The sequence below is a fragment of the Cobetia sp. 4B genome, from assembly GCF_018831605.1.
GTDB classification, from domain to species: Bacteria; Pseudomonadota; Gammaproteobacteria; order Pseudomonadales; family Halomonadaceae; genus Cobetia; species Cobetia amphilecti.
In genome coordinates, this window is the sequence record NZ_CP059843.1 from 1,087,624 (window position 1) to 1,113,337 (window position 25,714).

General features: G+C 63.9%; 20 protein-coding genes. 11 read left to right on the forward strand and 9 right to left on the reverse strand.

Features of this window, described 5'->3' with window-relative positions:
- Positions 1 to 32 precede the first annotated feature (32 nt).
- The 6 genes from lepB (at position 33) to acpS (ending at position 5,152) form a co-directional block, all read left to right on the forward strand.
- Positions 33 to 836 carry a signal peptidase I gene (gene lepB, locus H2O77_RS04625; protein WP_054554987.1) on the forward strand — a complete coding sequence of 268 codons (804 nt, stop codon included), beginning with the start codon at positions 33 to 35 and terminating at the stop codon, positions 834 to 836.
- Between the two features lie 340 nt (positions 837 to 1,176).
- Positions 1,177 to 1,869, forward strand: a complete 693-nt coding sequence (gene rnc, locus H2O77_RS04630) for a ribonuclease III (RefSeq protein WP_043331866.1) — start codon at positions 1,177 to 1,179, stop codon at positions 1,867 to 1,869.
- Positions 1,870 to 1,961: 92 nt separating this feature from the next.
- Positions 1,962 to 2,906, forward strand: coding sequence for a GTPase Era (gene era, locus H2O77_RS04635; protein WP_052384345.1), 945 nt, complete (start codon positions 1,962 to 1,964; stop codon positions 2,904 to 2,906).
- Positions 2,907 to 3,109: 203 nt separating this feature from the next.
- A complete protein-coding gene (gene recO, locus H2O77_RS04640; RefSeq protein WP_200019205.1) occupies positions 3,110 to 3,826 on the forward strand; it encodes a DNA repair protein RecO in 717 nt (238 codons plus the stop codon).
- 121 nt (positions 3,827 to 3,947) lie between these two features.
- Complete coding sequence (gene pdxJ / locus H2O77_RS04645) at positions 3,948 to 4,778, forward strand: pyridoxine 5'-phosphate synthase (RefSeq protein WP_215824005.1); 831 nt, start codon at positions 3,948 to 3,950, stop codon at positions 4,776 to 4,778.
- The gene (gene acpS / locus H2O77_RS04650) at positions 4,775 to 5,152 is read left to right on the forward strand and encodes a holo-ACP synthase (RefSeq protein ID WP_043331863.1); all 378 of its coding nucleotides are present in this window, start codon (positions 4,775 to 4,777) and stop codon (positions 5,150 to 5,152) included. Before pdxJ ends, acpS begins: the two co-directional genes overlap by 4 nt.
- A 125-nt stretch (positions 5,153 to 5,277) precedes the next feature.
- Here acpS and H2O77_RS04655 read toward each other — a convergent pair whose 3' ends face one another.
- Positions 5,278 to 8,481, reverse strand: coding sequence for a hybrid sensor histidine kinase/response regulator (locus H2O77_RS04655; RefSeq protein WP_215824006.1), 3,204 nt, complete (start codon positions 8,479 to 8,481; stop codon positions 5,278 to 5,280).
- Positions 8,482 to 8,702: 221 nt separating this feature from the next.
- Here H2O77_RS04655 and cysM point away from each other — a divergent pair, with 221 nt between their 5' ends.
- From cysM to ppc, 5 genes are all read left to right on the forward strand, one after another.
- Positions 8,703 to 9,689, forward strand: coding sequence for a cysteine synthase CysM (gene cysM / locus H2O77_RS04660; protein WP_084589251.1), 987 nt, complete (start codon positions 8,703 to 8,705; stop codon positions 9,687 to 9,689).
- The gene (locus H2O77_RS04665; protein ID WP_215824007.1) at positions 9,689 to 11,092 is read left to right on the forward strand and encodes an RsmD family RNA methyltransferase; all 1,404 of its coding nucleotides are present in this window, start codon (positions 9,689 to 9,691) and stop codon (positions 11,090 to 11,092) included. The genes cysM and H2O77_RS04665 overlap by 1 nt, the downstream gene beginning before the upstream one ends.
- 56 nt (positions 11,093 to 11,148) lie before the next feature.
- A complete protein-coding gene (relA, locus tag H2O77_RS04670; RefSeq protein WP_043331860.1) occupies positions 11,149 to 13,413 on the forward strand; it encodes a GTP diphosphokinase in 2,265 nt (754 codons plus the stop codon).
- Entirely contained in the window at positions 13,410 to 14,378 is a 969-nt protein-coding gene (mazG, locus tag H2O77_RS04675) for a nucleoside triphosphate pyrophosphohydrolase (protein ID WP_215824008.1), read from the forward strand. The genes relA and mazG overlap by 4 nt, the downstream gene beginning before the upstream one ends.
- Before the next feature lie 332 nt (positions 14,379 to 14,710).
- Positions 14,711 to 17,359 (forward strand): phosphoenolpyruvate carboxylase, encoded by a 2,649-nt coding sequence (ppc, locus tag H2O77_RS04680; RefSeq protein ID WP_166019312.1) that lies wholly within the window; start codon positions 14,711 to 14,713, stop codon positions 17,357 to 17,359.
- A 199-nt stretch (positions 17,360 to 17,558) separates the two neighbouring features.
- Here ppc and H2O77_RS04685 read toward each other — a convergent pair whose 3' ends face one another.
- The 8 genes from H2O77_RS04685 to H2O77_RS04720 form a co-directional block, all read right to left on the reverse strand.
- Positions 17,559 to 18,605 (reverse strand): asparaginase, encoded by a 1,047-nt coding sequence (locus H2O77_RS04685; protein WP_215824009.1) that lies wholly within the window; start codon positions 18,603 to 18,605, stop codon positions 17,559 to 17,561.
- 102 nt (positions 18,606 to 18,707) lie between these two features.
- A complete protein-coding gene (gene pcp, locus H2O77_RS04690) occupies positions 18,708 to 19,367 on the reverse strand; it encodes a pyroglutamyl-peptidase I (protein WP_215824010.1) in 660 nt (219 codons plus the stop codon).
- 76 nt (positions 19,368 to 19,443) lie between these two features.
- Positions 19,444 to 20,355, reverse strand: coding sequence for a DUF979 domain-containing protein (locus tag H2O77_RS04695; RefSeq protein WP_215824011.1), 912 nt, complete (start codon positions 20,353 to 20,355; stop codon positions 19,444 to 19,446).
- Positions 20,352 to 21,125, reverse strand: a complete 774-nt coding sequence (locus tag H2O77_RS04700) for a DUF969 domain-containing protein (protein ID WP_215824012.1) — start codon at positions 21,123 to 21,125, stop codon at positions 20,352 to 20,354. Before H2O77_RS04700 ends, H2O77_RS04695 begins: the two co-directional genes overlap by 4 nt.
- A gap of 368 nt (positions 21,126 to 21,493) precedes the next feature.
- Positions 21,494 to 22,684, reverse strand: coding sequence for an MFS transporter (locus H2O77_RS04705; protein WP_240548715.1), 1,191 nt, complete (start codon positions 22,682 to 22,684; stop codon positions 21,494 to 21,496).
- Positions 22,685 to 22,888: 204 nt separating this feature from the next.
- Positions 22,889 to 23,503 carry a hypothetical protein gene (locus H2O77_RS04710; protein WP_215824014.1) on the reverse strand — a complete coding sequence of 205 codons (615 nt, stop codon included), beginning with the start codon at positions 23,501 to 23,503 and terminating at the stop codon, positions 22,889 to 22,891.
- A gap of 250 nt (positions 23,504 to 23,753) precedes the next feature.
- A complete protein-coding gene (locus H2O77_RS04715; RefSeq protein ID WP_215824015.1) occupies positions 23,754 to 24,368 on the reverse strand; it encodes a CBS domain-containing protein in 615 nt (204 codons plus the stop codon).
- 339 nt (positions 24,369 to 24,707) lie between these two features.
- Entirely contained in the window at positions 24,708 to 25,208 is a 501-nt protein-coding gene (locus tag H2O77_RS04720; RefSeq protein WP_215824016.1) for a hypothetical protein, read from the reverse strand.
- Positions 25,209 to 25,714 lie beyond the last annotated feature (506 nt).

The following is a 25,714-nucleotide window of genomic DNA, read 5'->3' on the forward strand; positions in this document are numbered from 1 at the left end:
GCCACCAAGACCCAGGGCAGACAGGGACAACGATGGATTTCTCGCTAGTATTGGTGATTGCCGTAGCGGTAGCCGGCGTGGTGTGGTTGATAGACCTGGTTGCCCTGCGCAGTGCGCGCAAGGCGCGTGTGGCCAAGGCCGAGGCCTCCGTCGAAGGAGAACTGGACGCCGGCACGCGTGAGAAGCTGGCGCGTGACCCGTGGCCGGTGGACTATGCCAAGTCCTTCTTCCCGGTACTGCTGCTGGTGCTGGTGGTGCGCTCCTTCGCGTTCGAGCCGTTCCAGATTCCGTCCGGCTCGATGTTGCCGACGCTCAAGATCGGCGACTTCATCCTGGTCAACAAGTATGACTATGGCCTGCGCCTGCCGGTGGTCGACACCAAGGTGCTGGAAGTCGGCGAGCCGGAGCGTGGCGATGTGATGGTGTTCCGTTTCCCGGAAGATCCATCCACCAACTTCATCAAGCGCGTCGTCGGCCTGCCGGGCGATACCATTCGCTACGAAGGCAAGCAGCTCTACGTGAATGGTGAGGCCATCGACAAGACATTGAATGCGCGCAACTCCAGTGAACAATCCGGTGAAGACCTGCTGGATGAGACACTGGGGAAACACGCCCATCAAATCTACAATAACCCTCAGGACCCCGGCCCGCAGATGCGCGAGATCCGGGTGCCGGAAGGCATGTACTTCGTGATGGGTGACAACCGTGATCACTCCAACGACAGCCGCTACTGGGGCTTCGTGCCGGAAGAGAACATCGTCGGCAAGGCGGTGGCGGTGTGGATGCACTGGAAAGAAGGGTTCCCGGACTTTTCCTCGGTACGCCTGATTCATTGATCAGTGCATTGACCGGGCCGCCGAGAGGCGGCCCGGTCGTGTCTGGCAGGGCCACATTGGCCCGCCGGCCTTATCAGTGCGGATTTTCGACATGGGACGATGCGTCGTGCCTGCCATGTCAACCTGCTGTTCATCATGTCGGACCCGTGGCCACAAGCTTGCGGGCAGTGCGGCTGACGAATATCGGATTGGGATGGTGGCAATCGGCAACTCCTCAAGCCGCGTAGGCTTCGGGCATCGCGAGACATGTCGAAGACGACAGGCATCAGCCAGCATGACTGATGCACCATTCGACAGGACGCCCGCGGGCGTCAGCGACAAAAAGAGAGTAGGGAGACCTGTGAGTAGCCCGCTGAATGCCTTTGTAAAGCGTATCGGCCACACCTTCGAGGATGCGAGCCTGCTGGAACTGGCTCTGACCCATCGAAGCTATGGTGGCCAGAACAATGAGCGTCTCGAATTCCTTGGCGATTCCATCGTCAACTTCGTGATCGCCGAAGCGCTGTTCCTGCGCTTCCCCCAGGCCCGTGAAGGCCAGCTGTCACGCCTGCGTGCGCGCCTGGTCAAGGGCCAGACCCTCGCGGAGCTGGCGCGTGAATTCAATCTCGGCGAGAACCTGCGTCTGGGCTCCGGCGAGATGAAAAGCGGCGGTCACCGTCGCGAGTCCATTCTGGCCGATGCCGTGGAGGCCGTGATCGGCGCCATCTATCTGGACGCCGGCATGCAGGTGGCGCGTGAACACGTGCTGCGCTGGTACGCCACCCGTCTTGAAGCGCTGAATCTTCAGGACACCCAGAAAGACCCCAAGACGCGTCTGCAGGAATTCCTGCAATCGCGTCAGGCGGCACTGCCGCGTTATGAGGTGACCAGCGTCGAAGGCGAAGCGCATTCGCAGACCTTCAGCGTCGATTGCCACGTCGAGATGATCGACACCAAGACCACAGGCGTCGGCTCCAGCCGTCGTCATGCTGAACAGCAGGCGGCCGAGTTCGCGCTGCAACTGCTCGAACCTGCCCGCGGAGGCCGCTCATGAGCCATACCCCAGAAGACAACGTCACCCCGAGCGGCGACGCCCCTGATCACTCCACTGATAACGGCGCCGGCACCCCGGATGCCCTCGAGGGCATGCTGGCCGCCGCCGGTGTCAGCGATCAGCCGCTGCCGGACACCCGCTGTGGCTTCGTCGCCATCGTCGGTCGCCCGAATGTCGGCAAGTCGACGCTGATGAACCACATCCTGGGCCAGAAGGTCTCGATCACCTCGCGTCGTCCGCAGACCACGCGTCACCAGGTGATGGGTATCCACACCGAAGAGGGCACCCAGTGCGTCTTCGTCGATACCCCGGGGATCCACATCATGCAGCGCGATCGCAACAAGGCGATCAACCGCTTCATGAACCAGGCCGCCACCCAGGCACTTCGTGATGTCGATGCCGTCGTCTTCATCGTCGACCGCACCCGCTGGATGGAAGAAGACCAGATCGTGCTCGAGAAGCTGGCCCACGTGAAGGCGCCGGTGATCCTGGTGGTCAACAAGATCGATTGGCTCAAGGACAAGACCACCCTCGCGCCTTGGCTGCAGAGCCTGCAGGAACGTCGTGACTTCGCGGCCATCATTCCGATGTCGGCCAAGAACGGCACCAACATCGATCTGCTGCTCGAGAACGTGATGAAGCGTCTGCCGCAGGGCGAGCACATGTTCGCGGACGACCAGATCACCAACAAGAGCTCTCGCTTCCTGGCCTCCGAGCTGGTGCGCGAGAAGGTAATGCGTCAGCTGGGCGACGAACTGCCCTACCAGATGACCGTCGAGATCGAGGAATTCAAGACCGATCAGCGCGGCACCCTGCACATCAGCGCGCTGATGATGGTCGAGCGTCAGGGTCAGAAGAAGATCCTGATCGGCGAGAACGGTGAGCGCATCAAGAACATCGGTCGTGAAGCGCGTCTCGAGATGGAGCGTGCCTTCGATGCCAAGGTCATGCTGAACCTGTGGGTCAAGGTCAAGCGTGGCTGGTCGGATGACGAGCGTGCCTTGAAGAGTCTGGGTTACACCCACGACAAGGACTGACGACGCCGCGCGAGCGGTGCAGGGCGGTGGCGACCCAAAAGGGTCGCGACTGCCGTGTGCCGCCCGTCGTTGATCCGATGTTCTCGCGGTCTCTGCCGCGCACCGCCTGGCCCTGTCCAGGCGGTCTCGTTTCTTGCCAGCCCCTCTGCCAGTCCTTCTGCCAGCTTTTTTTGCCAAGCCACCGTCTGACATGAGCCTGCCTGATGACGCCGCAACCGGCCTTCCTGCTGCATCGCAAGCCCTACCGTGAAACCAGTGCCATCATCGAATTGCTGACCCTCGAACACGGACGGGTGCGCGCGGTGGCGCGTGGCGTTCAGCGCCCGGGCAGCAAGGCGCGTGCACGACTGCAGCCGTTCACACCCCTGCATGTCACCTGGCGTGGCGAGAGCGATCTCAAGACTCTCAATCTGATGGAGACCGGCGGCAGCGCCAGTCTGCTGGCGGGCGAGGGGCTGCTGTGCGGGTTCTACGCCAATGAGCTTTTGACCCGCACGCTGCCGGTGGAAATGCCGGTGCCGGAGCTGTTCGCGCTCTACTCGCTGACATTGGATGAGGTGGCACTGCCCGCCAGACGCGCGCCCGCGCTCAGGCGGCTCGAATACAGCCTGCTGGAAGCGCTGGAGCAACTGCCGCAGTTTCGCGCTCTGGATGACAGCCCGCTGATGCCGGATGTGCGCTATGACTATGTGGTCAGTGAACGTCGCTTTCAGGCGCAGCCGCCAGGTGCGGCGGGCATCGAAGGGCGCGCCCTGAAGTTGCTGGCCAGTGAAGACTGGGGCCATGCAGGGCTTGCCCGCGAGAGCCTATGGCTGGCGCGGCGTGCGCTGGCGCCGCTGCTGGGGGACCGTCCGCTGCGTTCGCGCGAGTTGATGATGCAGCTGACGGCCAGGCGGCGTCAGAGTCGCCAGTCCGACTGACGTCATCAGGCGTGCCGCCACTGTCCGGCTGCGGCGTGACGCATGATAGTATTGCGCGACCTGTCTTCGGCATGGCCCTCATCGCCATGCCTGTTCTCTTGTTCATCGTTAGGAGCTGATCATGCATCCGCTGCGCATCCTGCTCGGGGTCAACATCGACCACATCGCCACACTGCGTCAGGCGCGTGGTACCCGCTATCCGGACCCGGTCCAGGCCGCGCTGGTCGCGGAAGAGGCGGGTGCCGACGGTATCACCGTGCACCTGCGTGAAGACCGTCGCCACATCCAGGAGCGCGACGTGCGCATTCTGGCCGAGGTGCTCAACACGCGCATGAACCTCGAGATGGCCGTCAGCGAAGAGATGCTGGCGCTGGCCGAGGAAGTCCAGCCGGCCAACGTGTGTCTGGTGCCGGAAAAGCGCGAAGAGCTGACTACCGAAGGCGGACTGGATGTCGCCGGTGATCTGGCGCGCATCACTGCCGCCTGCGAGCGTCTGGCAGCGGCGGGCTGTGAAGTCTCGCTGTTCATCGACCCGGAGCCGGAGCAGATCCGTGCCGCCTTCGAGGCCGGTGCGCCGGTCATCGAGCTGCATACCGGTGCCTATGCCGATGCCACGGGCGAGGCGGCGCGTGTCGAGTTCGAGCGCATTGCGGCCGCCGCGGAGCTGGCCAACGAGCTGGGGCTGGTGGTCAATGCCGGTCACGGCCTCAACTATCACAACGTCGAGGCGATCGCGGGTATCTCCGGGCTCAACGAGCTGAACATCGGTCACGCGATCATCGCGCGCGCCATGTTCGTCGGCCTGAAGGAGGCCGTCATCGAGATGAAGCGTCTGTGCATCGCAGGCCAGGAAGCGGGCCTGATGGCCGCGCTGGATGCGCACGATCATGACCATGACCACGAACACGGTGATGACCATGAGCATGTGCAGGGCTCAGGCTGCTGCGGATGATCGTCGGCATAGGAACGGACATCGCGCGTATCGAGCGCTTCGAGGCAGGCATGGCGCGCCACGGCGAGCGCTTTGCGCGCCGACTGCTGGGGGAAGAGGAGCTGGCGCGCTTTGCCGATCATCCTCAGCCGGCGGCCTTTCTGGCCAAGCGTTTCGCGGCCAAGGAAGCCTTCGTCAAGGCGCTGGGCACCGGCCTGCGTCAGGGCATGCGCTTCACCCAGATTCAGGTGGTCAACGACGCCCTGGGCAAGCCCTCGCTCAAGTTGTCTGACGAGGCGGAAGCCCTGACCGCGCGGGCGGGTATCCGCCATCTGCACCTGTCGATCAGTGATGAGCGTGATCAGGCCATCGCCTTCGTGGTGCTGGAGCGTTAGCCTCCTTCGATCTGGCGCTGGATCACGCCTGTGAACACGGCGCTCGAAACGACAACGCCACCCCTGCCTTGCGGCAGCGGGTGGCGTTGTCGTTTGTGCGGGGCTGGTCTTTCAGGACTGGTTTCTCAGGGCTGGTTTTTGGACTGGGGCTCGCTTGTCTGTGGCCCGCTTGTCTGTGGCTTGCTTACCGATGACGAGCCTGTGTCGGATGGCTCAGCGGGTGCATTCGAGGGCGCGGTGGCGGGCGGGGATGAGGGCGAGGTCTCGACAGGGGACGCTGTCGGCGTCTCAGCCGTCTCAGGCGCCTCACCGTCGGGGCTAGCCGGTTCAAGCGGCGCGGCGAGCAAGGCCTTGGCCTCATCGCTGTGCGACCACTGGATCAGGCTGTCGATGGCCGCGAACAGGGCATCGACATCCTCTTCCAGCTGCGACAGGCCGCTGACGCGGATGCGGGTCTCCAGTGCCTCCACCAGCAGTGCCAGACGTGGCACGCCACAGTAACGGCAGGCGCCGTTGAGATAATGCACGCCATCGAGCATCGCCTCGTTGTCACGCGCCTGCCAGGCGCGGCGGATCCTGGCCTCGCTCTCCGGCAGGCTCTCGATCAACAGCCCCAGCATCTCCAGAGCCAGGGCCTCGCGGCCACCGGCCATCTCCACGCCCAGCGCCATGTCGACCACCGGCAGGTCGGCGTCCTGCTCCAGGCTGAGCTGACTCTTCGCGGCAGAGCGGGGAAGCGGCGCTACCGGCGACGATGACTCGGCCTGGCTGGCAGTGTCTTTCACTCCCGGCGGCAAGGCAGACGTCGCCTGACTGCGAGCAGGCCTACGCGCTTGGCTGCGTTCTGGACTGCGCGATTGGCTGCGGGCAGGGCTGCGCGATTGGCTGGATGACCGCGCGGCCTGCGACGGCGGGTTCAGCGAAATGCCCAGATGACGGCTGAGCAGGTTGGCCAGCAGGCCCTCGTCGATGGGCTTGATCAGGTAATCATCCATGCCTTCCGCCAGCAGCTCTCGCCGTTCATGCGCCAGTGCATGGGCGGTGAGGGCGATCACCGGCAGGTGGCGGTTGCCCTCGCGATGCTGATGACGCAGCGCCTTGGTGGCTTCCAGCCCGTTCATGCCCGGCATCTGGATATCCATCAGGACGGCATCCACGACCTGCTCCTGAGCCAGCGCCAGCGCCTCTTCGCCACTCTGGGCGGCCAGAGTGTCCAGCCCCATGTCGGTCAACAGCTCCTCGGCCAACAGGCGGTTGGAGGGGTTGTCGTCGACCACCATCACGCACTTGCGAGGCTGTGCAGGCGTTTCCTGACTCGCAGGCTGGGCGGGGAGCTCAGGCTGCGGACCGGCCGGTGACGTCTTGGCAGGCGTGCTGGCTGGCGCCGTGCTTGCGTCCTGCTCGCGTGTGGCCGGCTCGAACGAGGTGAAGGAGGCGCTGCGTGGCGCCTGAGTCGGGTCGCGGCGAGGTGAATGCAGCAGATTGGCCAGTTTGTGGCGCATCTGCAGGCGTGTGACCGGCTTGCTGACCACTTCGTCGATGCCGTACTGCTGCAGGTTCTCGGCATCGGCGGGCAGGGGCGCGTTCAGCAGGCCCAGCACGCGACACGGCAGATGCTTGAGGCGTGCGCCCCATTCATCCAGCCGCTTGAGATCACGGCTCTCCAGCGCGACCACCACCAGGTCCGGCTGCTCTTCGATGCCGACCAGCGTCAGTGACCAGCGGGTCAGCAGGTAACTCAGGGCGCGACGGGTGGCCGAGTGCGGCTCGATCAGGCAGATGCGTTGATGATCGAACACGACTTCGCGCGGGCGCTCCTCGATGCTGCTGACCGCCACCGGCACGCTGAACAGGAAGGTGGAGCCGTGGCCGGGCAGGCTGTCGACCTGGATCTCGCCGCCCATCTGCTCGACCAGTCGCTTGGAGATCATCAGCCCAAGGCCGGTGCCGCCGAACTGGCGTGCCCGTGACGGGTCTCCCTGCGAGAAGGCCTGGAACAGGCGATTGCGCTGGGCGCTATCCATGCCGATGCCGGTGTCTGCCACCGCGATCTTGAGGCGGGTGTTGCTGCCGGACAGATCATCCACCATCACGCGCACGATGACTTCGCCGCGCTCGGTGAACTTGACGGCATTGGCGACCAGATTCGTCACCACCTGCTTGATGCGCAGCGGGTCGCCCTCGAAGCGCTGCGGCACGTCGTCATAGACAAGCCCGAGCAGATGCAGATGCTTGCGATGGGCCTCCGGGGCATGCATGGCGAGCACTTCCTCGATCAGCGGCTCGATGTCCATCTGGACCTTCTCGAGCTCGAGCTTGCCGGCTTCGATCTTGGAGAAGTCGAGAATGTCATTGATCAATGACATCAGGCTCGAGGAGGCATTCTGCATGTGGCCCAGCCAGTCGCGCTGGCGGTTGTCCAGATCACTGCGCCCCAGCAGGTTGCTGAAGCCGATGATGCCGTTGAGCGGCGTGCGGATCTCATGGCTCATGTTGGCCAGGAATTCCGACTTGATGCGGTTGGCTTCCAGCGCCTTGCGGCGCGCCATGTCGAGCTCGATGTTCTTGATCTCGACGGTTTCCATCGACTCGTGCAGGTCCTGGGTGGTCTGTTCGATCTGGTCCTGCATGTCCTCGCGGGCGCGCTTGAGCTGCTCGACGCTGCGGTTGTAGTTCTCGGCCAGCTCACTGAGGTCGTCATTGCCTGCCACCGGCAGCTGGCGGTGTGTCTCGCCGCGCGCCAGGCAGGTCAGGGCCTCGCCCAGCTCATGCAGCGGCTGCAGCATGCGGCGCGAGCCATGGAAGGCCAGCAGCAGCAGCGCCAGCCCGAAGACCAGATTGGCCAGCCCGTAGCCGACCAGCAGCTGGTAGCGATGCAGCACGAGACGGGTGTCGGAGGCCTCCAGTACCAGCCACGACATCTGCTCGCCGCGCTGCGTCTCGCGCCACGGGTCGATGACCGGCATCACCATCACCAGCGAGTCCGGGTCCGAGGGGTAGGCCTGACTCTCGACCAGCGTGCTGGTTTCCGGGCGCTGGCTGGGGCCGAGATGCAACAGGGCGCCGCCGTTGGCGGTGCGCAGCGTCAGGGCGCGCACGTCGCGCTGGTCGATCAGCATCTGGGCCTGCTCGTGCAGGCGCTGGTCGTCAGCGGCGAGGGCGGCGTTGGCCATGCCCGGCATGATGGCCTGCATGCTGGCCTGCAGGCGCTCCATCATGGCCAGGCGCTCACCGCTGATCTCGCGGTCCACCGCATACAGGCTGAACATCAGGCTGGTGGCGAGGGGCAGCAGCAAGAGGGCAAGCTGGAATCGGGTACGAAGCAGCATGGCAATCCATCGTCAAAGGGCGAACGAGCATCAGCGGCCAGCATACCTCGCGCTCTTGAGCGAAGCGATGGCGAGCGCCCTGACAGGGCTGGGCGGGAGCGATATACTGCGCGCATCATCTACACCCCGACGCGGCCCCCCGTTCGTCCTTGGTCCCGATGCCAGCGCCTGACCGCTGTCATTCGGCTGTCCGGGCGCGGCGTCTCTGGAGTCTGCCTCTCATGTCTCATCTCAGCGAAACCCCCGGTGACGCCATCCCTGGCGCGTCCGATTATCCCAGTCTTGCAGATGTCGTCGGCAACACGCCGCTGGTGCGCCTGACGCGCATCACCGCGGGCCGCAACAATGTGCTGCTGGCCAAGCTGGAGGGTCACAACCCCGCCGGTTCGGTCAAGGATCGTCCGGCGCTTTCCATGTTCCAGGAGGCGGAAGCGCGCGGCGAGATCTCTCCCGGCGATACCCTGATCGAAGCGACCTCCGGCAATACCGGTATCGCGCTGGCCATGACGGCGGCCATCAAGGGCTACCGCATGGTGCTGGTGATGCCGGCCAGTGCCTCCAGCGAGCGCAAGCAGGCGATGGGTGCCTACGGGGCCACGCTGATCGAAGCCGATGGCATGGAGCACGCGCGGGACCTGGCCGAGGGGATGATCGCGCGTGGCGAGGGCAAGGCGCTGGATCAGTTCGCCAACCAGGACAATCCGCTGTCGCATTACCGCACCACCGGGCCGGAACTCTGGCAGCAGACCCACGGACGCATCACGCACTTCGTGTCCTCGATGGGCACCACCGGCACCATCATGGGCACCTCGCGCTACCTGAAGGAGCAGAATCCGGCCATCGAGATCGTCGGCCTGCAACCTGCCGAAGGCGCCAGCATCGCGGGTATCCGCCGCTGGCCTGCCGAGTATCTGCCGCGGATCTTCGATGCCTCACGCATCGACCGCACGCTGGATATCGGTCAGCACGAAGCCGAAGTCTGCATGCGCCGCCTGGCGCGCGAAGAAGGCATTCTGGCCGGTGTCTCTTCCGGTGGTGCGCTGGCGGGCGCGCTCAAGCTCGCCGAGCAGGTCGAGAATGCGGTCATCGTGTTCATCGTCTGTGACCGGGGAGACCGCTATCTCTCGACAGGCCTCTATACCCAGGACGACGACATGACTCAGCAGGACACGCCCCACAATGAAGCTGTCGCAGGGGAGCGTTCCTGATGGCGCTGCTCGGACAGAAGCGACCGGCGCGCAAGCCGACCCGTCGCGAGAAGGAAGTGGCCAGTCGTGGCACCCGCAATGCCAGCGACGCCGACAGCCAGTGGCTGACGGTCGACCGCCTGGCCCATGACGGGCGCGGCATCGCCCATGACGAGAGCGGCAAGACCCAGTTCATCGATCAGGCCCTGCCCGGCGAGCGCGTGACGCTGGCCATCCACCGCACCCACAAGCGCTTCAATGAGGCGCATGTGCGTGCACGTGACAACGCGGCTGACAGTCGCGTGACGCCGCCCTGTGCCTATTTCGGCAGCTGTGGCGGCTGTGACCTGCAGCATATGGCGCTGGATGCCCAACGCACCCATAAGGTGCAGGTGCTGGGCGAACATGCGGCACGCAATGGCGTGACGCTGCCCGAGATTCAGCCGCTGGGCGAAGATGAAAGCCGTTATCGCCGTCGCGCGCGTATCGGCGTACGCGTGACCGATGCCGGTGAATTGCAGTTCGGCTTCCGGGGGCGCGGCAGCAACCAGCTGGTCGATATCACCACCTGCAGCGTGCTGGTGCCGGAGCTGGACCGCCTGCTCGCGCCGCTGCGTGAGCTGATCGAAAGCCTCGAGGCACCCAAGCGTCTGGGCCATCTGGAGCTGACCGCTGCCGAAGGGCAGGTCATCGTGGTGGTACGCCAGCTCAAGGCGGTGCCGCGTGATGCGCAGCGCTGGCAGGCCTTCGCCGAGCAGCACGGCCTGGTGGTCGGCTGGCGGGTCGGGCGTGATCCGGTGGTGCTGGAGTGGCTGTCGGGTACGCCGAACGCCGCGTATTCGCTGAATATCGGCGCAACGACGCTGCGTCTTGCCTTCTCGCCGGGCGACTTCGTGCAGGTCAATGCGGCGCTCAATCAGCGCCTGATCGACACCGCCTTCGAATGGCTGGGCGACGTCAGCGGCCTCAAGGTGATGGATCTCTACGCCGGTGTCGGCAACCTGACCCTGGCGGCTGCCGCGGCCGGCGCCAGTGAGGTGACGGGCATCGAGGGCAGTCAGGGCATGGTCGATCAGCTGATGGTCAATGCCGAAGCCAACGGACTGGCTCAGGTGAGTGCACGTCGAGCGGATCTGAGCAAGGCCCTGCCGTCACTCGAGGGTATCGACCTTCTGGTACTAGACCCGCCGCGTGATGGCGCTCAGCCTCTCTGCGAGGAGCTGGCACGTGATCTGCATGCTGGGAGGGTCAGCCGAGTGCCGCAGCGTGTGCTGTACATCGCCTGTGACCCGACCACGTTGATGCGTGATGCACGGCTGTTGCAGGACGCCGGTTATCGCGTCACGCGTGCCCTGATGGCGGACATGTTCGTTCACACGGCACATCTGGAATCGATGTTGCTGCTGGAGCGGGCGGAAGACTGAGGCGGTGCCCTCGGGCACTGTCATCAAGATGGCAAGATATTCAAGGACATAGGGTCATGGTCAAGGTGCGCGAAGATCAGCCGCTGACCGATAGCGGTGGTGTGGACATCCCGGTGTGGGTCGCGCGACTGCGCGAGGAAGTCCCGTCGGTGAATGCCGAGGTCATGGTGCAGGCCTGTGAAGTGGCGCTCAAGGTGGCGCGCGAGGCGGACGCCCGCGGTGACAAGCCGTGGCGCGAGCCGCTGCGCAGTTTCCGTTTCAGTCTCGAGATGGCCGACATCCTGTCGGAACTCAAGCTTGACCAGCCGGCGCTGGTCGCGGCCGTGCTCTATCGCGCGGTACGTGAAGGGCATCTGGGGCTTGAGGCCATCGAGAAGCATTTCGGCAAGGAAGTGGCCCGCCTGATCGATGGCGTGCTCAACATGGCCGCCATCAGTCAGCTGCAGGCGCCGAGCCATGGCATGGCGCAGCATGACCAGCAGGACAATCTGCGCAAGATGCTGGTGTCGATGATCGATGACGTGCGCATCGCGCTGATCAAGATCGCCGAACGTACCGTCGCCCTGCGTCACGTCAAGGATGCCCCGCGCGAGAAGCGCATGCGCGTGGCCAGCGAAGTCTTCGATATCTACGGCCCGCTGGCGCACCGCCTGGGCATCGGTCAGCTCAAGTGGGAGCTGGAGGACCTGTCCTTCCGCTACCGCGAGGAGGATGAATACAAGACCATCGCCAAGCAGCTGTCCGAGAAGCGTCTGGAGCGTGAACACTACATCGCCGATCTGCTGGTCGAGATGCGCACTCTGATGAGCGAGCAGGGCATCAAGCACTTCGATGTCGCGGGCCGCGCCAAGCACATCTATTCCATCTGGCGGAAGATGAAGATCAAGCGCATCGCCTTCTCCCAGGTGTATGACGTGCGCGCGGTACGGATTCTGGTCGGCACCGTCAGCGATTGCTACACGGCGCTGGGGATCGTCCACTCGCGCTGGCACCACGTGCCGCATGAGTTTGACGACTACATCGCCAACCCCAAGAAGAATGGCTACCAGTCACTGCACACTGCGGTGGTGGGGCCGAGCAACAAGGTCATCGAGATCCAGATCCGTACCTTCGACATGCACGAGGAGGCGGAGCTGGGCGTGTGTGCCCACTGGCGTTACAAGGGCCACGATGTCGGCCACAAGAGCCGCAGCTACGAGGACAAGATCGCCTGGTTGCGTCAGGTGCTCGAGTGGCAGGACGAAGTCGGCGAGAACGGCGGTCAGGAGGCGATCCGTCAGGGGCTGAGCTCCGATGTTGCGCCGGACCGCATCTACGTCTTCACGCCGGAGGGGCATGTCATCGACCTGCCCAAGATCGCCACGCCGATCGACTTCGCCTACCGCGTGCATACCGAGGTCGGTCATCGCTGCCGGGGTGCCAAGGTCGATGGACGCATCGTGCCGCTGACCTACAAGCTCAAGACAGGCCAGCAGGTCGAGATCCTGACCGCCACCAAGGGTGGCCCGAGCCGCGACTGGCTCAACCCGAATCTGGGCTATGTACGCACCTCGCGGGCCCGCGCCAAGATCCAGACCTGGTTCAAGCTGCAGGCACGCGACCAGAACGTCGATGAGGGCAAGGCGCTGCTCGAGAAGGAATTCTCGCGGCTGGCGCTGGAGAATCTCGACCGCGACAAGCTGGCCAACGCCGTCAATTACCCGACGCGTGATGACATGTACGCTGCCATCGGCGCGGGCGATCTGCGCGTCGGCCAGGTGCTGCATCAGGCCCAGCAGCTGTTCGGCGATACCGATGATCAGGAGCAGCTCGAGCGTCTGCTGCGCCAGCGCAAGCCGCAGGGCAAGGAAAAGCCCGACGCCGTCATGGTGCTGGGGGTCGGCAATCTGAAGACCACCATGGCCAACTGCTGTCACCCGGTGCCGGGCGATCAGATCGCCGGTTTCATCACCCAGGGGCGCGGCGTGACCGTGCACCGTCAGGACTGCCCGAACCTGATCCAGCTGCGCTCGGATGAGCCGCGTCGCATCGTCGATGTCGACTGGGGTCAGCGTTCGCGCAACCAGTATCCGGTCGATATCGAGATCCAGGCCTGGGACCGCTCCGGTCTGCTGCGTGATGTCACCAACGTGCTGAGCGGCGACAAGGTCAATGTGCTGTCGGTGAACACGCGCACCGATCAGCTCGACAACATCGCCACGCTCAAGATCACGCTGGAAGTCGAGAATCTCGACGTGCTGGGGCGCGTGTTCGCCCGCATCCAGCAGTTGCCCAACATCATCGACGTCAAGCGCCTGCGGGTCGGGGGCGACAAGGCATGAGTCGCCGATTCGATGCCAGTGTCGATGTCGGTGCAGGCAGGCAAGCCGATACGCGCTACACCCTTGATGACCTGCTGACCCTGATGGCCGTGCTGCGTGACCCGCAGTACGGCTGCCCGTGGGACAGCCGCCAGGATTACGCGAGTCTGGTGCCTCACACCCTGGAGGAGGCCTATGAGGTCGCCGATGTCATCGAGCGCGCCGCGGCCGATGCCAGCGTGCTCGAGGAGCTGCCGGCGGAACTGGGTGACCTGCTGTTTCAGGGCGTCTTCTACGCCCAGATCGCCAGTGAGCAGCAACGCTTCGATTTCCACGACGTGATCCATGTGCTGACCGAGAAGATGCTGCACCGCCATCCGCATGTCTTCCCGGATGGCACCCTCGCGTCGCGCCGGGAGGGCATCGCCACTCATGAGGTCGACGAAGGCTCGCTCAACGCCCAGTGGGAGTCGCTCAAGCAGCAGGAGTCCGCTGACGCGCCTGCCAGCCAGACTGCCGGCGACAGCGTGCTGGATGGCGTGCCACTGGGCCTGCCGGCGCTGACGCGGGCGGCCAAGCTCTCGAAGAAGGCCGCGCGTTCGGGCTTTGACTGGCCGGACACGAGTGGCGTGCTGGCCAAGATTCGTGAGGAGCTCGGCGAAGTCGAGGAAGCTCTGGCCGAGGGTGATACGGCCCATGCGCGCGAGGAGGTCGGGGATCTGCTGTTCGCGGTGGTCAATCTCGCGCGTACCCTCAAGGCGGACCCGGAGCAGATGCTGCGCGCCACCAATGCGCGCTTCGAATCACGCTTCCGCCATGTGGAAGCCGCGATTGCCGGGCAAGGGCGCACACTGGATGAGGCCTCGCTTGCCGAGATGGATGCGCACTGGGATGAGGCCAAGCGCCGGGAGCGTGCGGCTGAGCAGGCGCGACAGGGCGAGGGTGCGACGTCAGCAGCGCGTCCGGTGACGCCGCTGGTTCGGTGAGGGAGCGTCGTCGCAGGGTATTGGGAAAAGGGCATTTGGAAAAATGTAGTAAGTTTACGCGATAGTCGGATTGTGGAGCCGAGGCCCGCGGTCGTATGCTGAGGGGAAGCGATCAGGACGCGAGTCTTGTCCTGCTTTCCGGTCTGCTGCGCCGCGGGTCTTTCCGTTTCGCGCCAGTGTCTTCACCAGCGCCAGACCGGTGTCTTCCCTCAGCCGGTTGTCATCAGGTGTCTTTGCGCAATGAGGGAATCTGTTGTCAGCTATCTGACTGTGTGCCCCTGGTGACAGGGGAAGATGACCGCGGCAGCACCGTCACTCCCAAGGAGGGTTTCATGAGTCACGACTTGCATGAATCGTTGCGCGATAACGTGCGTATTCTCGGTGACAACCTCGGCCAGACCATCGCGGCCGACCTCGGCGATGACTTCGTCGCACGCATCGAGCGCATCCGCGCCCTGGCCAAACAGGGCCAGCAGGGCGATCAGGCCGCCCGTCATGAGCTGATCGACTATCTGCGTGATCTGCCGGATGGTGATCTACTGCCGGTCACCCGGGCGTTCAACCAGTTTCTGAATCTTTCCAACATCGCCGAGCAGCACTACCGTGGCCGCTTCAAGCGCGTCGAGGATTATCGTCCCGGCAGCCAGCCGGACCTCGGCGAGCTGATCACGCGCATTCGCGAGCGTGGTTTCAGCGCGCAGAAGATCGTCGAGGAGCTCTCGGCGATGCGTGTCGAGCTGGTGTTGACGGCGCACCCGACGGAAGTCATCCGCCGCACCCTGATCCAGAAATACGATGCCATCGAAGGCTGTCTGACCCAGATGGAAGGCGCCTGTGATCGCCCGGAACAGGCGACCCTCGCGCGTGCACGCCTGACCGAGCTGATCAGCCAGGCCTGGCACACCGACGAGATTCGCCACGAGCGTCCGACGCCGGTGGATGAGGCCAAGTGGGGCTTTGCCACCATCGAGAACTCGCTGTGGCAAGCGGTGCCGGACTTCCACCGTCAGCTTGACGAGATGACGCTGGACGCCGCCGGCGAACGTCTGCCGCTGGATGCCGCACCGATCTGCTTCGCCTCCTGGATGGGCGGTGACCGCGACGGCAACCCCAATGTCACCGCCAGCGTGACACGGACCGTGTTGCTGCTGGGACGCTGGATGGCGGCGGACCTTTACCTTCGCGACCTCGAACAGCTCAAGTCGGAGCTGTCGATGTGGAAGTGCACGGCCGCCCTGCGTGCCGAGGCCGGCGATGTGGCCGAACCCTATCGCGAGATCCTGCGCCGCCTGATCCTGCGCATGGAAAGCACGCGTGACTGGGCCAAGGCGGGCCTGGACGGCAAGCGCCACGAAGGTGTCGATATCATCGAGACCCGCGAGCAGCTGTATACGCCGCTGCTGGCCTGCTACCGCTCGCTGTGCGATGTGGGGCTGGACACCATCGCCAACGGCGCACTGCTCGACACCTTGCGCCGCGTGGCCTGCTTCGGTGTCACCCTGACCAAGCTCGATATCCGTCAGGAAAGCACGCGCCACGCGCAGGTCTTCGATGAACTGAGCCAGACGCTGGGGCTGGGCAGCTATTTCGAGTGGGACGAGCAGCAGCGCTGTGACTTCCTCACCAGGGAGTTGGCTGGCCGTCGCCCGCTGATCCCGCGTCATTGGGAATGCTCCACCGACACGCGCGAGGTGCTGGATACCTTCAAGGTCATCGCGCGCGAGCATCGCGAGGCGCTGGGCACCTACATCATCTCGATGGCCGGTCAGGCCTCCGATGTGCTGGCGGTGGCACTGTTGATGAAGGAGATCGGCGGTGATGTGCGCCTGCCGATCGCGCCGCTGTTCGAGACGCTGGATGATCTGGACCGCTCAGGCCCCGTCATCGACACGCTGCTGGGCATGCCGATCTATCGCGAGCAGGCCGGTGATCGTCAGGAAGTGATGATCGGTTACTCCGACTCCGCCAAGGACGCCGGCCAGCTGGCGGCTGCCTGGGCACAGTACCGCGCCCAGGAAACGCTGGTGGAAGTCACCAAGCGCCACGGCGTCGAACTGACCCTGTTCCACGGCCGTGGTGGTACGGTCGGTCGTGGTGGCGGCCCGGCGCATGCGGCGATCCTGTCCCAGCCGCCGGGCTCGGTGACCGGCTCGCTGCGCGTCACCGAGCAGGGCGAGATGATTCGCTTCAAGTTCGGTCTGCCGGACATCGCCAGCCGCTCGATGGAGATCTATGTCTGCGCGGTGCTGGAAGCCAGCATGCTGCCGCCGCCGGCGCCCAAGCAGCAATGGCGTGACGAGATGGACCGCCTGGCCGGTATCGCGCACAAGGCCTATGTCGGCGTGGTGCGTGAAGACCCGAACTTCGTGCCGTACTTCCGCTCGGTAACGCCGGAAACCGCACTGGCACGCCTGCCGCTGGGCTCACGCCCCGCCAAGCGTCGTCAGGATGGTGGCGTCGAGACGCTGCGTGCGATCCCGTGGATCTTCGCCTGGACCCAGATTCGTCTGATGCTGCCCGCCTGGCTGGGCAGTGGCGAGGCCTTCGCCACGCGCATGCAGGAAGAGGGCGGCCTGGAAGTGCTGCGCGAGATGATGAACGACTGGCCGTTCTTCTCCACCTACGTCGACATGCTCGAGATGCTGCTCTCCAAGGCCGACCTCTCGACGGCGGCCTACTACGAGCAGCGTCTGGTCGATGAGCCGGCCCTGAAGGCGCTGGGGCAATCGCTGCGGGATCGTCTCGAGCGTCTGGAGAAGGTGGTGCTGGAGATCCGCGATCAACAGGCACTGCTTGAGCATATGCCGTTGATCCGTCAGGCCATCGATGTGCGCAACCCCTACATCGACCCGCTGCATGGTCTGCAGGCCGAGCTGCTGCAGCGTAACCGCGACGCCGATGGCGCCATCTCCGCCGAGCTGTCACGCGCGCTGATGGTGACCATGGCCGGTATCTCCGCCGGTCTGCGCAACACCGGCTGATTCGGTTGATCCGGTGAACCAGCTGGCCCTGTTGATTTGGCCTTGGCGTGAAGGATTAGCCAAGGCCTATCAGCGCAAACAGAGAACCCCCGTCAGGCATGCCTGGCGGGGGCTTTCCGTTATCTATCGGTCAACGCTGAAGGTTGGTTGGCGTCCTGATCAGCGACAAGAGTTCAGCGACACGCGGGGTCGCCAGGACTCACAGCAGGCCGCTGGCGCGCTCGCCTACCAAGGGCATCAGAAAGCGTTCCCGCTGCCAGTCTTCGTCCTGATCGAGCGCCACGAGATGCAGCAATTTGGTGAAGGCCGCTTCCAGCGTCATGTCGTCGCCTGATAGCACGCCGACAGTGGCCAGGCCTGCGCCGGCGGCATAGTGGCCGATGGTGACCGGCCCGTGCGGACATTGGCTGATACCGGCCAGCAGCTTGCCTTCGCCACGCGCATCGGCCAACACCCCCAAAAGCTCGCTGTCTTCCGGCAGATTGCCGCTGCCCCACAGCTCCAGCACGGCGCCCTTGACCTCGGGGCGCATCAACTGCACACGCACGCTCTCGGCGCTGATGCCGGGGTAGAGCGGCAGGCGAATGATGCTGTCCTTGCCGAGGCGGGCATAGTCGGGCAGCTCGAAGGCGGGGCCTTGATCATCCATCAGGCGGCCGGGGTAGAGCACGACGCGGTCATCGACCCATTCGCCCAGCAGCGGCGCATTGGGCGTGGTGAAGCCGCGGTGGTCCTGGGTGTACCACTTGCGGGTGCACACGCCACGCAGCAACTGTCCGCCGAAGGCGACCACGACTTCATTGAGGGTCGGCTGGGCGGCGGCGGTGAGTGCCAGCTCGACATTGCCCAGCGCGTCACTGTGCTCGGCTTCCAGCGGCAACTGTGCACCACTGACTATCACTGGGCGCGCGGTACCCTTGAGCTGGAAGGCGAGGCTGGAGGCGGTCCAGGCCAGGGTGTCGGTGCCTTGCAGGACGACGAAGCCATCGAAGCTGTCGTAGGCGTCCGCGATCTGGCTGGCGATGGTGTGCCAGTCCGCCGGTGTCGCGGAGGAGGAGTCGATCAGCTGTGGAAACTCGCGCAGGGTGAAGGCGGGCAGACGGCCACGACGGCTGGGGGGCAGTTGTTCCAGTGCTGCGCGCAGACGTGTATCGAAGTCACCGGCAGGTACCAGTCCTTGTTCACTTTCCACCATGCCCAGGGTTCCGCCGGTATACAGCACCAGGATGTGTGTCTCGGGAGTCATCGTGTCCACCTGCCAGAAATGGGAAAGCCGGCATTGTAACGCATGCCGGCTTGCAGGGGAGCTGTCGGAGTCGGGCGTTCAGCCGCGACGCGATGGTGGCGCTCAGCTGATATTGCCACCGCCGATGCGTGCATCCTTCTGATGGGACATGGCGCTGACGCACATCACCCGTACGCCTTCGAGCATGCTTTCAAGACTCATGGTCGGCAGGCGGCCATCGACACTCTGCTCGGGCAGCGCCGGGATATGCACGAAGCCGGAGCGGATGGGGCTATCCGCCAGTTGCCGCTGCACCCCATAGAACAGGTGGTTGCAGACGAAGGTGCCTGCCGTGTAGGAGACGCTGGCGGGAAGGCCCGCCGCCTGGAGGTCGTTGACCATCGCCTTGATCGGCAGGGTGGTGAAGCAGCCATCCGGGCCATCGGCCTCGATGGGCTCATCCACCGGCTGGTGGCCGCCGTTGTCCTTGATGCGATAGTCATCCAGGTTGATGGCGACCCGCTCCGGCGTGATGGCGCTGCGACCGCTGGCCTGACCGAGCATGATCACGGTGTCTGGGGTGTGCTGGCCGATGGCCTCGATGACGCTGTCAATCGCGGCGTAGCGTGTCACCGGCACCCGGCAGGTGATGATCTCGAAGCGCTCACCGGGCTGGTCGTGAATGGCCAGTGTCTGGCCGTCCAGTTGTTCGATGATCTTGAGGGCGGGATTGACGCTATCCGTGCCGAAGGGCTCGAAGCCGCAGAGTAGCAGACGACGCATGATGAAATTCCTTGGCTGGCATCGATCACCGCGGGTCACGGCTGGCGGTGATCGATGTGCGGGTAAGAGTGGGAGATCAGAAGGCCAGCAGCAGCATCAGACTGATGTTGGCGGCCAGCATGACCAGCGCAGGCAGTATCTGTGCGCGAATGATGTGGTAGCGGTCATCCAGTTCCAGCAGGGCGGCCGGCACGATGTTGAAGTTGGCGGCCATCGGCGTCATCAGCGTGCCGCAGTAGCCGGACAGCATGCCCAGCACGCCGACGATGGCCGGGTTGCCGCCATGCAGCGCGATGACCAGCGGATAGCCGATACCGGAGGTGATGACCGCAAAGGCCGCGAAGCCGTTGCCCATCAGCATGGTGAACACGGCCATGCCGACGCAGTAGGCAATCACGCAGGCGATCAGGCTGGTATCCGGCACCACGCTCGAGACCAGCCCGGCGATGGTCTGGCCGACGCCGGCCTGATCGAACAGCAGGCCAAGGGCGGCCAGGAATTGCGGCAGGATGGCGGCCCAGCCGATGGCATCGGCCAGACGGCGACCTTCCTGCATGCCGGTCGCCGGGCTCTCGCGCAGCAGCAGCAGCGCCACGGCAAAGGCCAGTACCGTTGCGACGCCCAGGCCGACCAGCGCACTCTGACCTGTCGTGAGGGTGTAAAGGAAGGTGCCGACCGGAATCACCAGCGCGGGGATGAACAGGCGCGACCCCAAGCGCTTGCGGCGCGCCTGACGCGCCTCATCGCTCAACTGGCCATAGTTGCCGAACCCGAGCTGGCCGGTGGCGGCCAGCAGCGCCAGCGCCAGCATGGCAAGTCCGACCGCGACATCGGGCAGCCATTGTCCAAATGCCAGGCTGATGCCGAAGATCATCCAGAAGGCACTGGTGCCGAGTCTGCGCGGATGATCACGATCGGTGAGCGTCAGGACGGCAAAGGCCATGATGGCGAAGCCGGTAATCAGGTAGAGAGCGTCGATACCGTTCATGAGTGGCTCTCCGTCGCAGAAGTGGTGAAGGTGTCCTTGCCCGGTGTCGCGTTGGTCTGGCCGGAGGGCTGGGGGTATTCCCCGCGCAGCAGCTGATGTTCACGGCGAATGCGTGCGTCCAGCCGGCGGCAGAGCACGAAGACCACCACCAGTGACACCAGCGCGGTGGGAATGGCATACAGCGCCATGTCGGCCAGGCTGACGCTGGCGCCACTCTTGTCGAGCACACTCTTGATCAGCAACAACCCGCCAGAAGCCACGAAGATCAGCTGGCTGAAGAAGTTGCCGAAGTTCTCGCTGACGGCATTCAGAACGCGGATGCGTTGGCTCAGGGCCTTGAAGCGTGGCGAGCTCAGCGCCTCTTCGGGGAGATCACGTTCGGCGGCACCGACTGACATCGGGGCGACCAGCGGTCGGATCATCGCCGGGTGGCCACCGAGCTGCAGACCGAAGGCATTGGTCGCCTTGCGCAGCACCAGGTAGCTGAAGGAGATGCGCCCGGCGCTGGCGGCCCGCAGTTTCTGGACCAGATGTTCGGCCTGATCGCGCAGTCCATTGCGCTCGAGCAGCCCGATCACCGGCAGGGTGATGATGAACAGCGAGACGGCGCGATTGTCGGTAAAGGCCTGACCGAGCGCGGCGAGAATTTCAGTGGGTGACATGCCGGCCACCAGGCCGGAGGAGAAACCTGCCACCAGCACCACCAGCAGCGCATTGAGGCGCAGTGCCAGGCCGATGACGATGATGGCTACGCCGATCAATGACAGCATGAGGTGTCTCCCGAGCCGGGGGAGGACAATCGAATCCTTTCGAAGGACATGAGCATGTGCCTCTGGGTGTGAGATTGTTGTTATGAGGGTCTCGTTGCGAAGCAGGTCGAACATTGCCTGGCTGTTCGAAACATTGCCGAGCAGTTCGAACATGGCAGTGCCGTTCGAACATGGCAGGGCGCAATGTTCGTTGCTTTACAACGAGAACTCAGAGGGTAGAGCGACACCAGAGGAATCCAAATGAGACATTCGGAATATATAAATTTCAACGACATATAGTATCGGCAAAATCTATCATCCAGACATGAATGACAGATAATATTGATACCTTGGTGAGGCCTTGCCTCACCTAATGGGAGGAGAAGATGTCAGCCATCGACCACTTCGGTGCAACCATCCTCGCGCAGACAGATACGGCGACGCCTGCCGACCTGGAAGCCAAGCATGGCCGCGCTCAGCAGGATCAGCGCGAACATCGACGCGATCACGCGCAGGTCGGCCGTGATTTCCAGCAGAATGCCGACGGCGAGTGGCCCGAGGGCGGCCAGCATGTAGCCGGTGCCTTGTGCCATGCCGGAGAGGGCGCCCGCCAGACGTGCATCGGAGGTGCGCAGCACCAGCAGCGTCAATGCCATCGAGAAGCTGCCCCCTTGGCCGAAACCGAGCAGCACGGCGAACAGCCAGCGCAGGGACAGTGGCCCGATCATCAGTCCCAGCAGGCCGATGGCGGTACAGGACAACAGCAGCAGGATGGCGGGGCGCTGGTCGCGCCCCATGCGGCCGATCACGGGGGCCAGCAGGGCGGTGAGCACCTGTGCCATCACCGAGGCGGCCATCAGCCAGCCGGATTCGATATCGCTCAGGCCGCGTTGCTGGAGCAGGAAAGGCAGCCAGCCAAAGACGATATAGGCCAGGGAAGATTGGCAGCCCATGAAGAAGGTGACCTGGCGGGCCAGCGGCAGGTGCCACAGGCGGGGGGTGGCCTGCTGTTGGCTGGTCATCTTCTCTGGCCACGGGTGGGGCATGCTCAGGCGCCAGGCGGGAAGCGCGATCACCACAAGCAGCGCCCAGCAGGCCAATGAGGCTTGCCAGCTGTCGAGAAGATTGGCCAGTGGCACGCTGAGTCCCGCGGCCAGCGCCGCACCAAGACATAGCGCCATGGTGTAAACACCGGTGAACAGGTCGGCTCGCTCAGGATGCTCACGCTTGACGATGGCGGGCAGCAGGGTGCCGGCGACGCCGATGCTGCCACCACATAACAGGGTGCCGAGATACAGCAGCAGCGCCATGTCACTGGCCCGCAACCACAGGGCGATGCCGAGAGTGACCAGGGCAAGGCTGAGGGTGCGCTCTACCCCCAGGCGGCGGGCCAGGCGCGGCGCCAGTGGGGCGAACAGTCCCAGGCAGACGACGGGCAGTGTGGTGAGAAGGCCCGCTGCCAGCGTGCTCAGGCCCAGGTCCTGGGTGATGCGATCCAGCAGGGGCGCCAGGGATGACAGCGCCGGACGCAGGTTCAGAGCGACCAGAATCAGGATGAGCAGGAATAGGGATGCTGGCATTCGGCGCATGAGGAAACCTGAACGAGAGGACAGGTCTGTGAGAATACCGGCATATGCTCAAGCTGTCTTGCCGCGAACCGTTCTTCCTCCAACCGGACCCTGGACAGCAGAACGCTCGGCAGTTGCCGAGCGTTCTGTCTCTATGCGCCTTTCTCGATGGGCCTTTCTCAATTCATCTGTCTCAATGCGCCGCTCCTGTGCCCCTCAGTACTTGGGCTCAAGCTCCAGCTCGCGTGTCGGGCTGTCGATCCTGCGTGCTGCCGCGCGTTGACGCGTCGTGGCGCCGTCGGCATGCACATCGTGGCCGCGGGGAGCGACATTGCGCCATGTGGGCGTCTTCTGCAGGCGCTCGGCATTGGCGCGTGCCGTATTGGAGACTGGCTGGCGACTCGCCTTGGCGCGAATCAGGGTCATGTCCTCAGTGCTCAGCAGCATGCCCTGGGGCGTGCGCTCCAGCACGAGGTGGCCGCGGAAGTGCCAGCAGCGCATGGGGGTATGCGCGACACGATAGCGATGGCCAGCCACCTCCAGCGAGATGGCTTCCTTCGGCTGGCAGCCAAGGGGATGCAGAGTCACTTCCTCCAGCAGCACCAGACGATTGAAGTCGTCCGGCTGAAGCACCTGATTGCCATCATGCATGCGCACCGGAAAGGCATGGTTGTCACGCTGCAGCTCACGCCGCTTGTGACTGACGCTGCCGCTGCCTTCCACGATGCCGGCACCACACACATGCACGAGCTCGCCATCAATCTGTTTGATGACGAGCACCTCGACGTGGCGCTGCTTGAAAAGATGATCACGCAGTGAGCGTAATGGCATGGCTGAAATCCTCATCTACACCATCCGTTGGCTGAGTATATCCGTCAGAGCCCGAGTCATCTCTCTGACCGACAGGCGCTTCCATGCTGCCTGCCAAGTGATATCTCGCGCTGATAGCCACATCATACGCCGTTTGCGAGCATTTTTCCCGAATCAAGCACCAGTCTGGGGATAAACCATCTTGTCAAGACGCGGCTTCATGACGCCTCTGTCAGCCAGATGACTGAGAACACTGCCTACCCTTGTCGGGTCACTCGTACTTGCCCAGCACGGCCCGGCAGATATCAGCGAAATTGCGTGCTTCCGGCGGGTGTTCCAGATCGAGCCCCAAGGCCTTGCCGACGCGGGAGGCGGCGACCAGTCCGCGCACGCTGGGCTTGCCATCGTCGCCCTGCTCGGTCACCAGCAGGTGGGATTCGCCGCTCTGACGCAGTGTCTCGACCAGGTCCCCGACGTGGGCGCGCTTGAGCACGGCGAGAGGAATGCCCTGCAGCTCCGCGCGGGGTATCTGCACCATGTCGGTAGTGACTTCGTCGCGCTGAACATTGAAGCGGGTCATGGCGCGCATCACGACTCGGCCTCCCTGCAGCTCACGCGAGGTCACCACGCCGGTGAAGGTGCCATCATGATCGTGGACCAGCAGCAGACGCACCCCCGCCTGTTTCATGGTCGCCAGTGCCTGACCGATGGAGGCGCTGCCCTGAATGCTGCGACCGGCGGTAACGGCAAAGTCCGTCATTAGCTCACTGGCCGGGCTATCCATGGTGATGTCGCCGATCGGCTGCAAAGGCAGACGAGCGGAAGTGACATGAGAGAGCGTTTCGACGTCGAGGGTATGGTAAGCCGACGGTGCAATGGCATTCATGGACTGACTCCTGTAATCAGATGACGAGCATGTTCTGCGTACTATGAGTCAGGCGAGGGTCAGGAGTTTCCTGCACGATGGGTAACCTTAGGTTGCTACTGTCGCAACAGTGACAGGAATTCCGGTCTATCAGGTCAATATTCGTCGCTATCTGTGCGAGATGGGAAATGGATAGATTCCATTTGGGAAACAAAGCCCCGGCAGGCCGGTACTGGCATGAGCCAGCAGTTTTCTTGCCCCTGACAGCATTGATGCCCACTGCACGAGGCGAGTGGGCATCATTGAGCCGATTCAGGGAGTCATCCCTTCATCAGGGGCTGGCGTACGCGCCTGGGCGCGTCACACCCACTGCTTGAGGTCGCCGCGTACGGCATCCAGGAAGGTGATGAAGTCCGTCTGGTCATCGGCGTCGCAACGGTCCACCTTGCAGGCCAGCTTCATCTTGGTGCCGGCGACGATTTCGTCATACACCTCGAGCGTGAGTTTCTCGACGCTGGCATCGGCGGGTTCCTGCTCACCCTCCAGCAGGCTGAACGTCGTCATCAGCGTGCCGCGAAGACGCGTGGTGCCGCCTTCCGCGACCACACGACGCACCTTGAGCCAGCCTTCGCGCACCATGATCTCACCCTGCGTATCGCGTTGCTTGTAGATGGTGCGATAGCATGCATTCTCGGAGACGCCCTTGGCGGCCATGCTTTCATAGGCCTTGATCATGCGCGTCGCCATGGTGCCAGCTTCGGCGATCTTGCGGCGGGCAGCACGATGTTCACGTTCCAGGCGGTCTTGCTTGGAGAAACGCTGCCACAGGTGGAAGTCGCGTGTCAGAGTGGTCGCGTCCATTACAGTCTCTCTTCTCTAAAAACGGCGGGGAAAAGTGGGTGACGGCTACTGCCATGTCCAGGCGCTGATGGTGTCACGAAGGCGGCCGATTGTCTGCCCGGTTCTTGTCTCAGACGTCGAGCAGGGCCCGAGTGTCAGGTGGTCCGGGTCATGCAGGCTGGCGACGAGATGTCAGCATTGCCATGCTCAAGAGTACCATTGACTGGTCACGGACTTTTTCCAGCCCGGTCATCATCACGACTGAATCTAGGGCTTAAATCTTCTCTGAACTACTCTGCAAGTCACCCACAAGGCCCACTTTGTGAGAATCTTCGACTGCTGATCCTCGAGATTGCTGATGCTTCACGCTCAGGCTCCTGCTACGTGAGCCACGCCGCTGTGATGGGATTGCCAGTCTCGCAGGGGAGGGCGCCTGGTACACGTGAGTCACATGCCTGACTGCGCTGCATGCCTTGTAGGATGCGCACTGGTAAGGGCTGTCACGTTTCATACAGCAGCGTGAGATA

Coding starts and splice junctions, on each gene's coding strand:
- pdxJ (WP_215824005.1), top strand. CDS start 3,948: ATGCATCCGCTGCGCATCCTGCTCGGGGTCAACATCGACCACATCGCC.
- era (WP_052384345.1), top strand. CDS start 1,962: ATGCTGGCCGCCGCCGGTGTCAGCGATCAGCCGCTGCCGGACACCCGC.
- ppc (WP_166019312.1), top strand. CDS start 14,711: ATGAGTCACGACTTGCATGAATCGTTGCGCGATAACGTGCGTATTCTC.
- acpS (WP_043331863.1), top strand. CDS start 4,775: ATGATCGTCGGCATAGGAACGGACATCGCGCGTATCGAGCGCTTCGAG.
- H2O77_RS04695 (WP_215824011.1), bottom strand. CDS start 20,355: ATGAACGGTATCGACGCTCTCTACCTGATTACCGGCTTCGCCATCATG.
- H2O77_RS04685 (WP_215824009.1), bottom strand. CDS start 18,605: ATGACTCCCGAGACACACATCCTGGTGCTGTATACCGGCGGAACCCTG.
- pcp (WP_215824010.1), bottom strand. CDS start 19,367: ATGCGTCGTCTGCTACTCTGCGGCTTCGAGCCCTTCGGCACGGATAGC.
- mazG (WP_215824008.1), top strand. CDS start 13,410: ATGAGTCGCCGATTCGATGCCAGTGTCGATGTCGGTGCAGGCAGGCAA.
- H2O77_RS04700 (WP_215824012.1), bottom strand. CDS start 21,125: ATGCTGTCATTGATCGGCGTAGCCATCATCGTCATCGGCCTGGCACTG.
- relA (WP_043331860.1), top strand. CDS start 11,149: ATGGTCAAGGTGCGCGAAGATCAGCCGCTGACCGATAGCGGTGGTGTG.
- H2O77_RS04665 (WP_215824007.1), top strand. CDS start 9,689: ATGGCGCTGCTCGGACAGAAGCGACCGGCGCGCAAGCCGACCCGTCGC.
- H2O77_RS04715 (WP_215824015.1), bottom strand. CDS start 24,368: ATGAATGCCATTGCACCGTCGGCTTACCATACCCTCGACGTCGAAACG.
- lepB (WP_054554987.1), top strand. CDS start 33: ATGGATTTCTCGCTAGTATTGGTGATTGCCGTAGCGGTAGCCGGCGTG.
- H2O77_RS04720 (WP_215824016.1), bottom strand. CDS start 25,208: ATGGACGCGACCACTCTGACACGCGACTTCCACCTGTGGCAGCGTTTC.
- H2O77_RS04710 (WP_215824014.1), bottom strand. CDS start 23,503: ATGCCATTACGCTCACTGCGTGATCATCTTTTCAAGCAGCGCCACGTC.
- H2O77_RS04705 (WP_240548715.1), bottom strand. CDS start 22,684: ATGCCAGCATCCCTATTCCTGCTCATCCTGATTCTGGTCGCTCTGAAC.
- recO (WP_200019205.1), top strand. CDS start 3,110: ATGACGCCGCAACCGGCCTTCCTGCTGCATCGCAAGCCCTACCGTGAA.
- cysM (WP_084589251.1), top strand. CDS start 8,703: ATGTCTCATCTCAGCGAAACCCCCGGTGACGCCATCCCTGGCGCGTCC.
- H2O77_RS04655 (WP_215824006.1), bottom strand. CDS start 8,481: ATGCTGCTTCGTACCCGATTCCAGCTTGCCCTCTTGCTGCTGCCCCTC.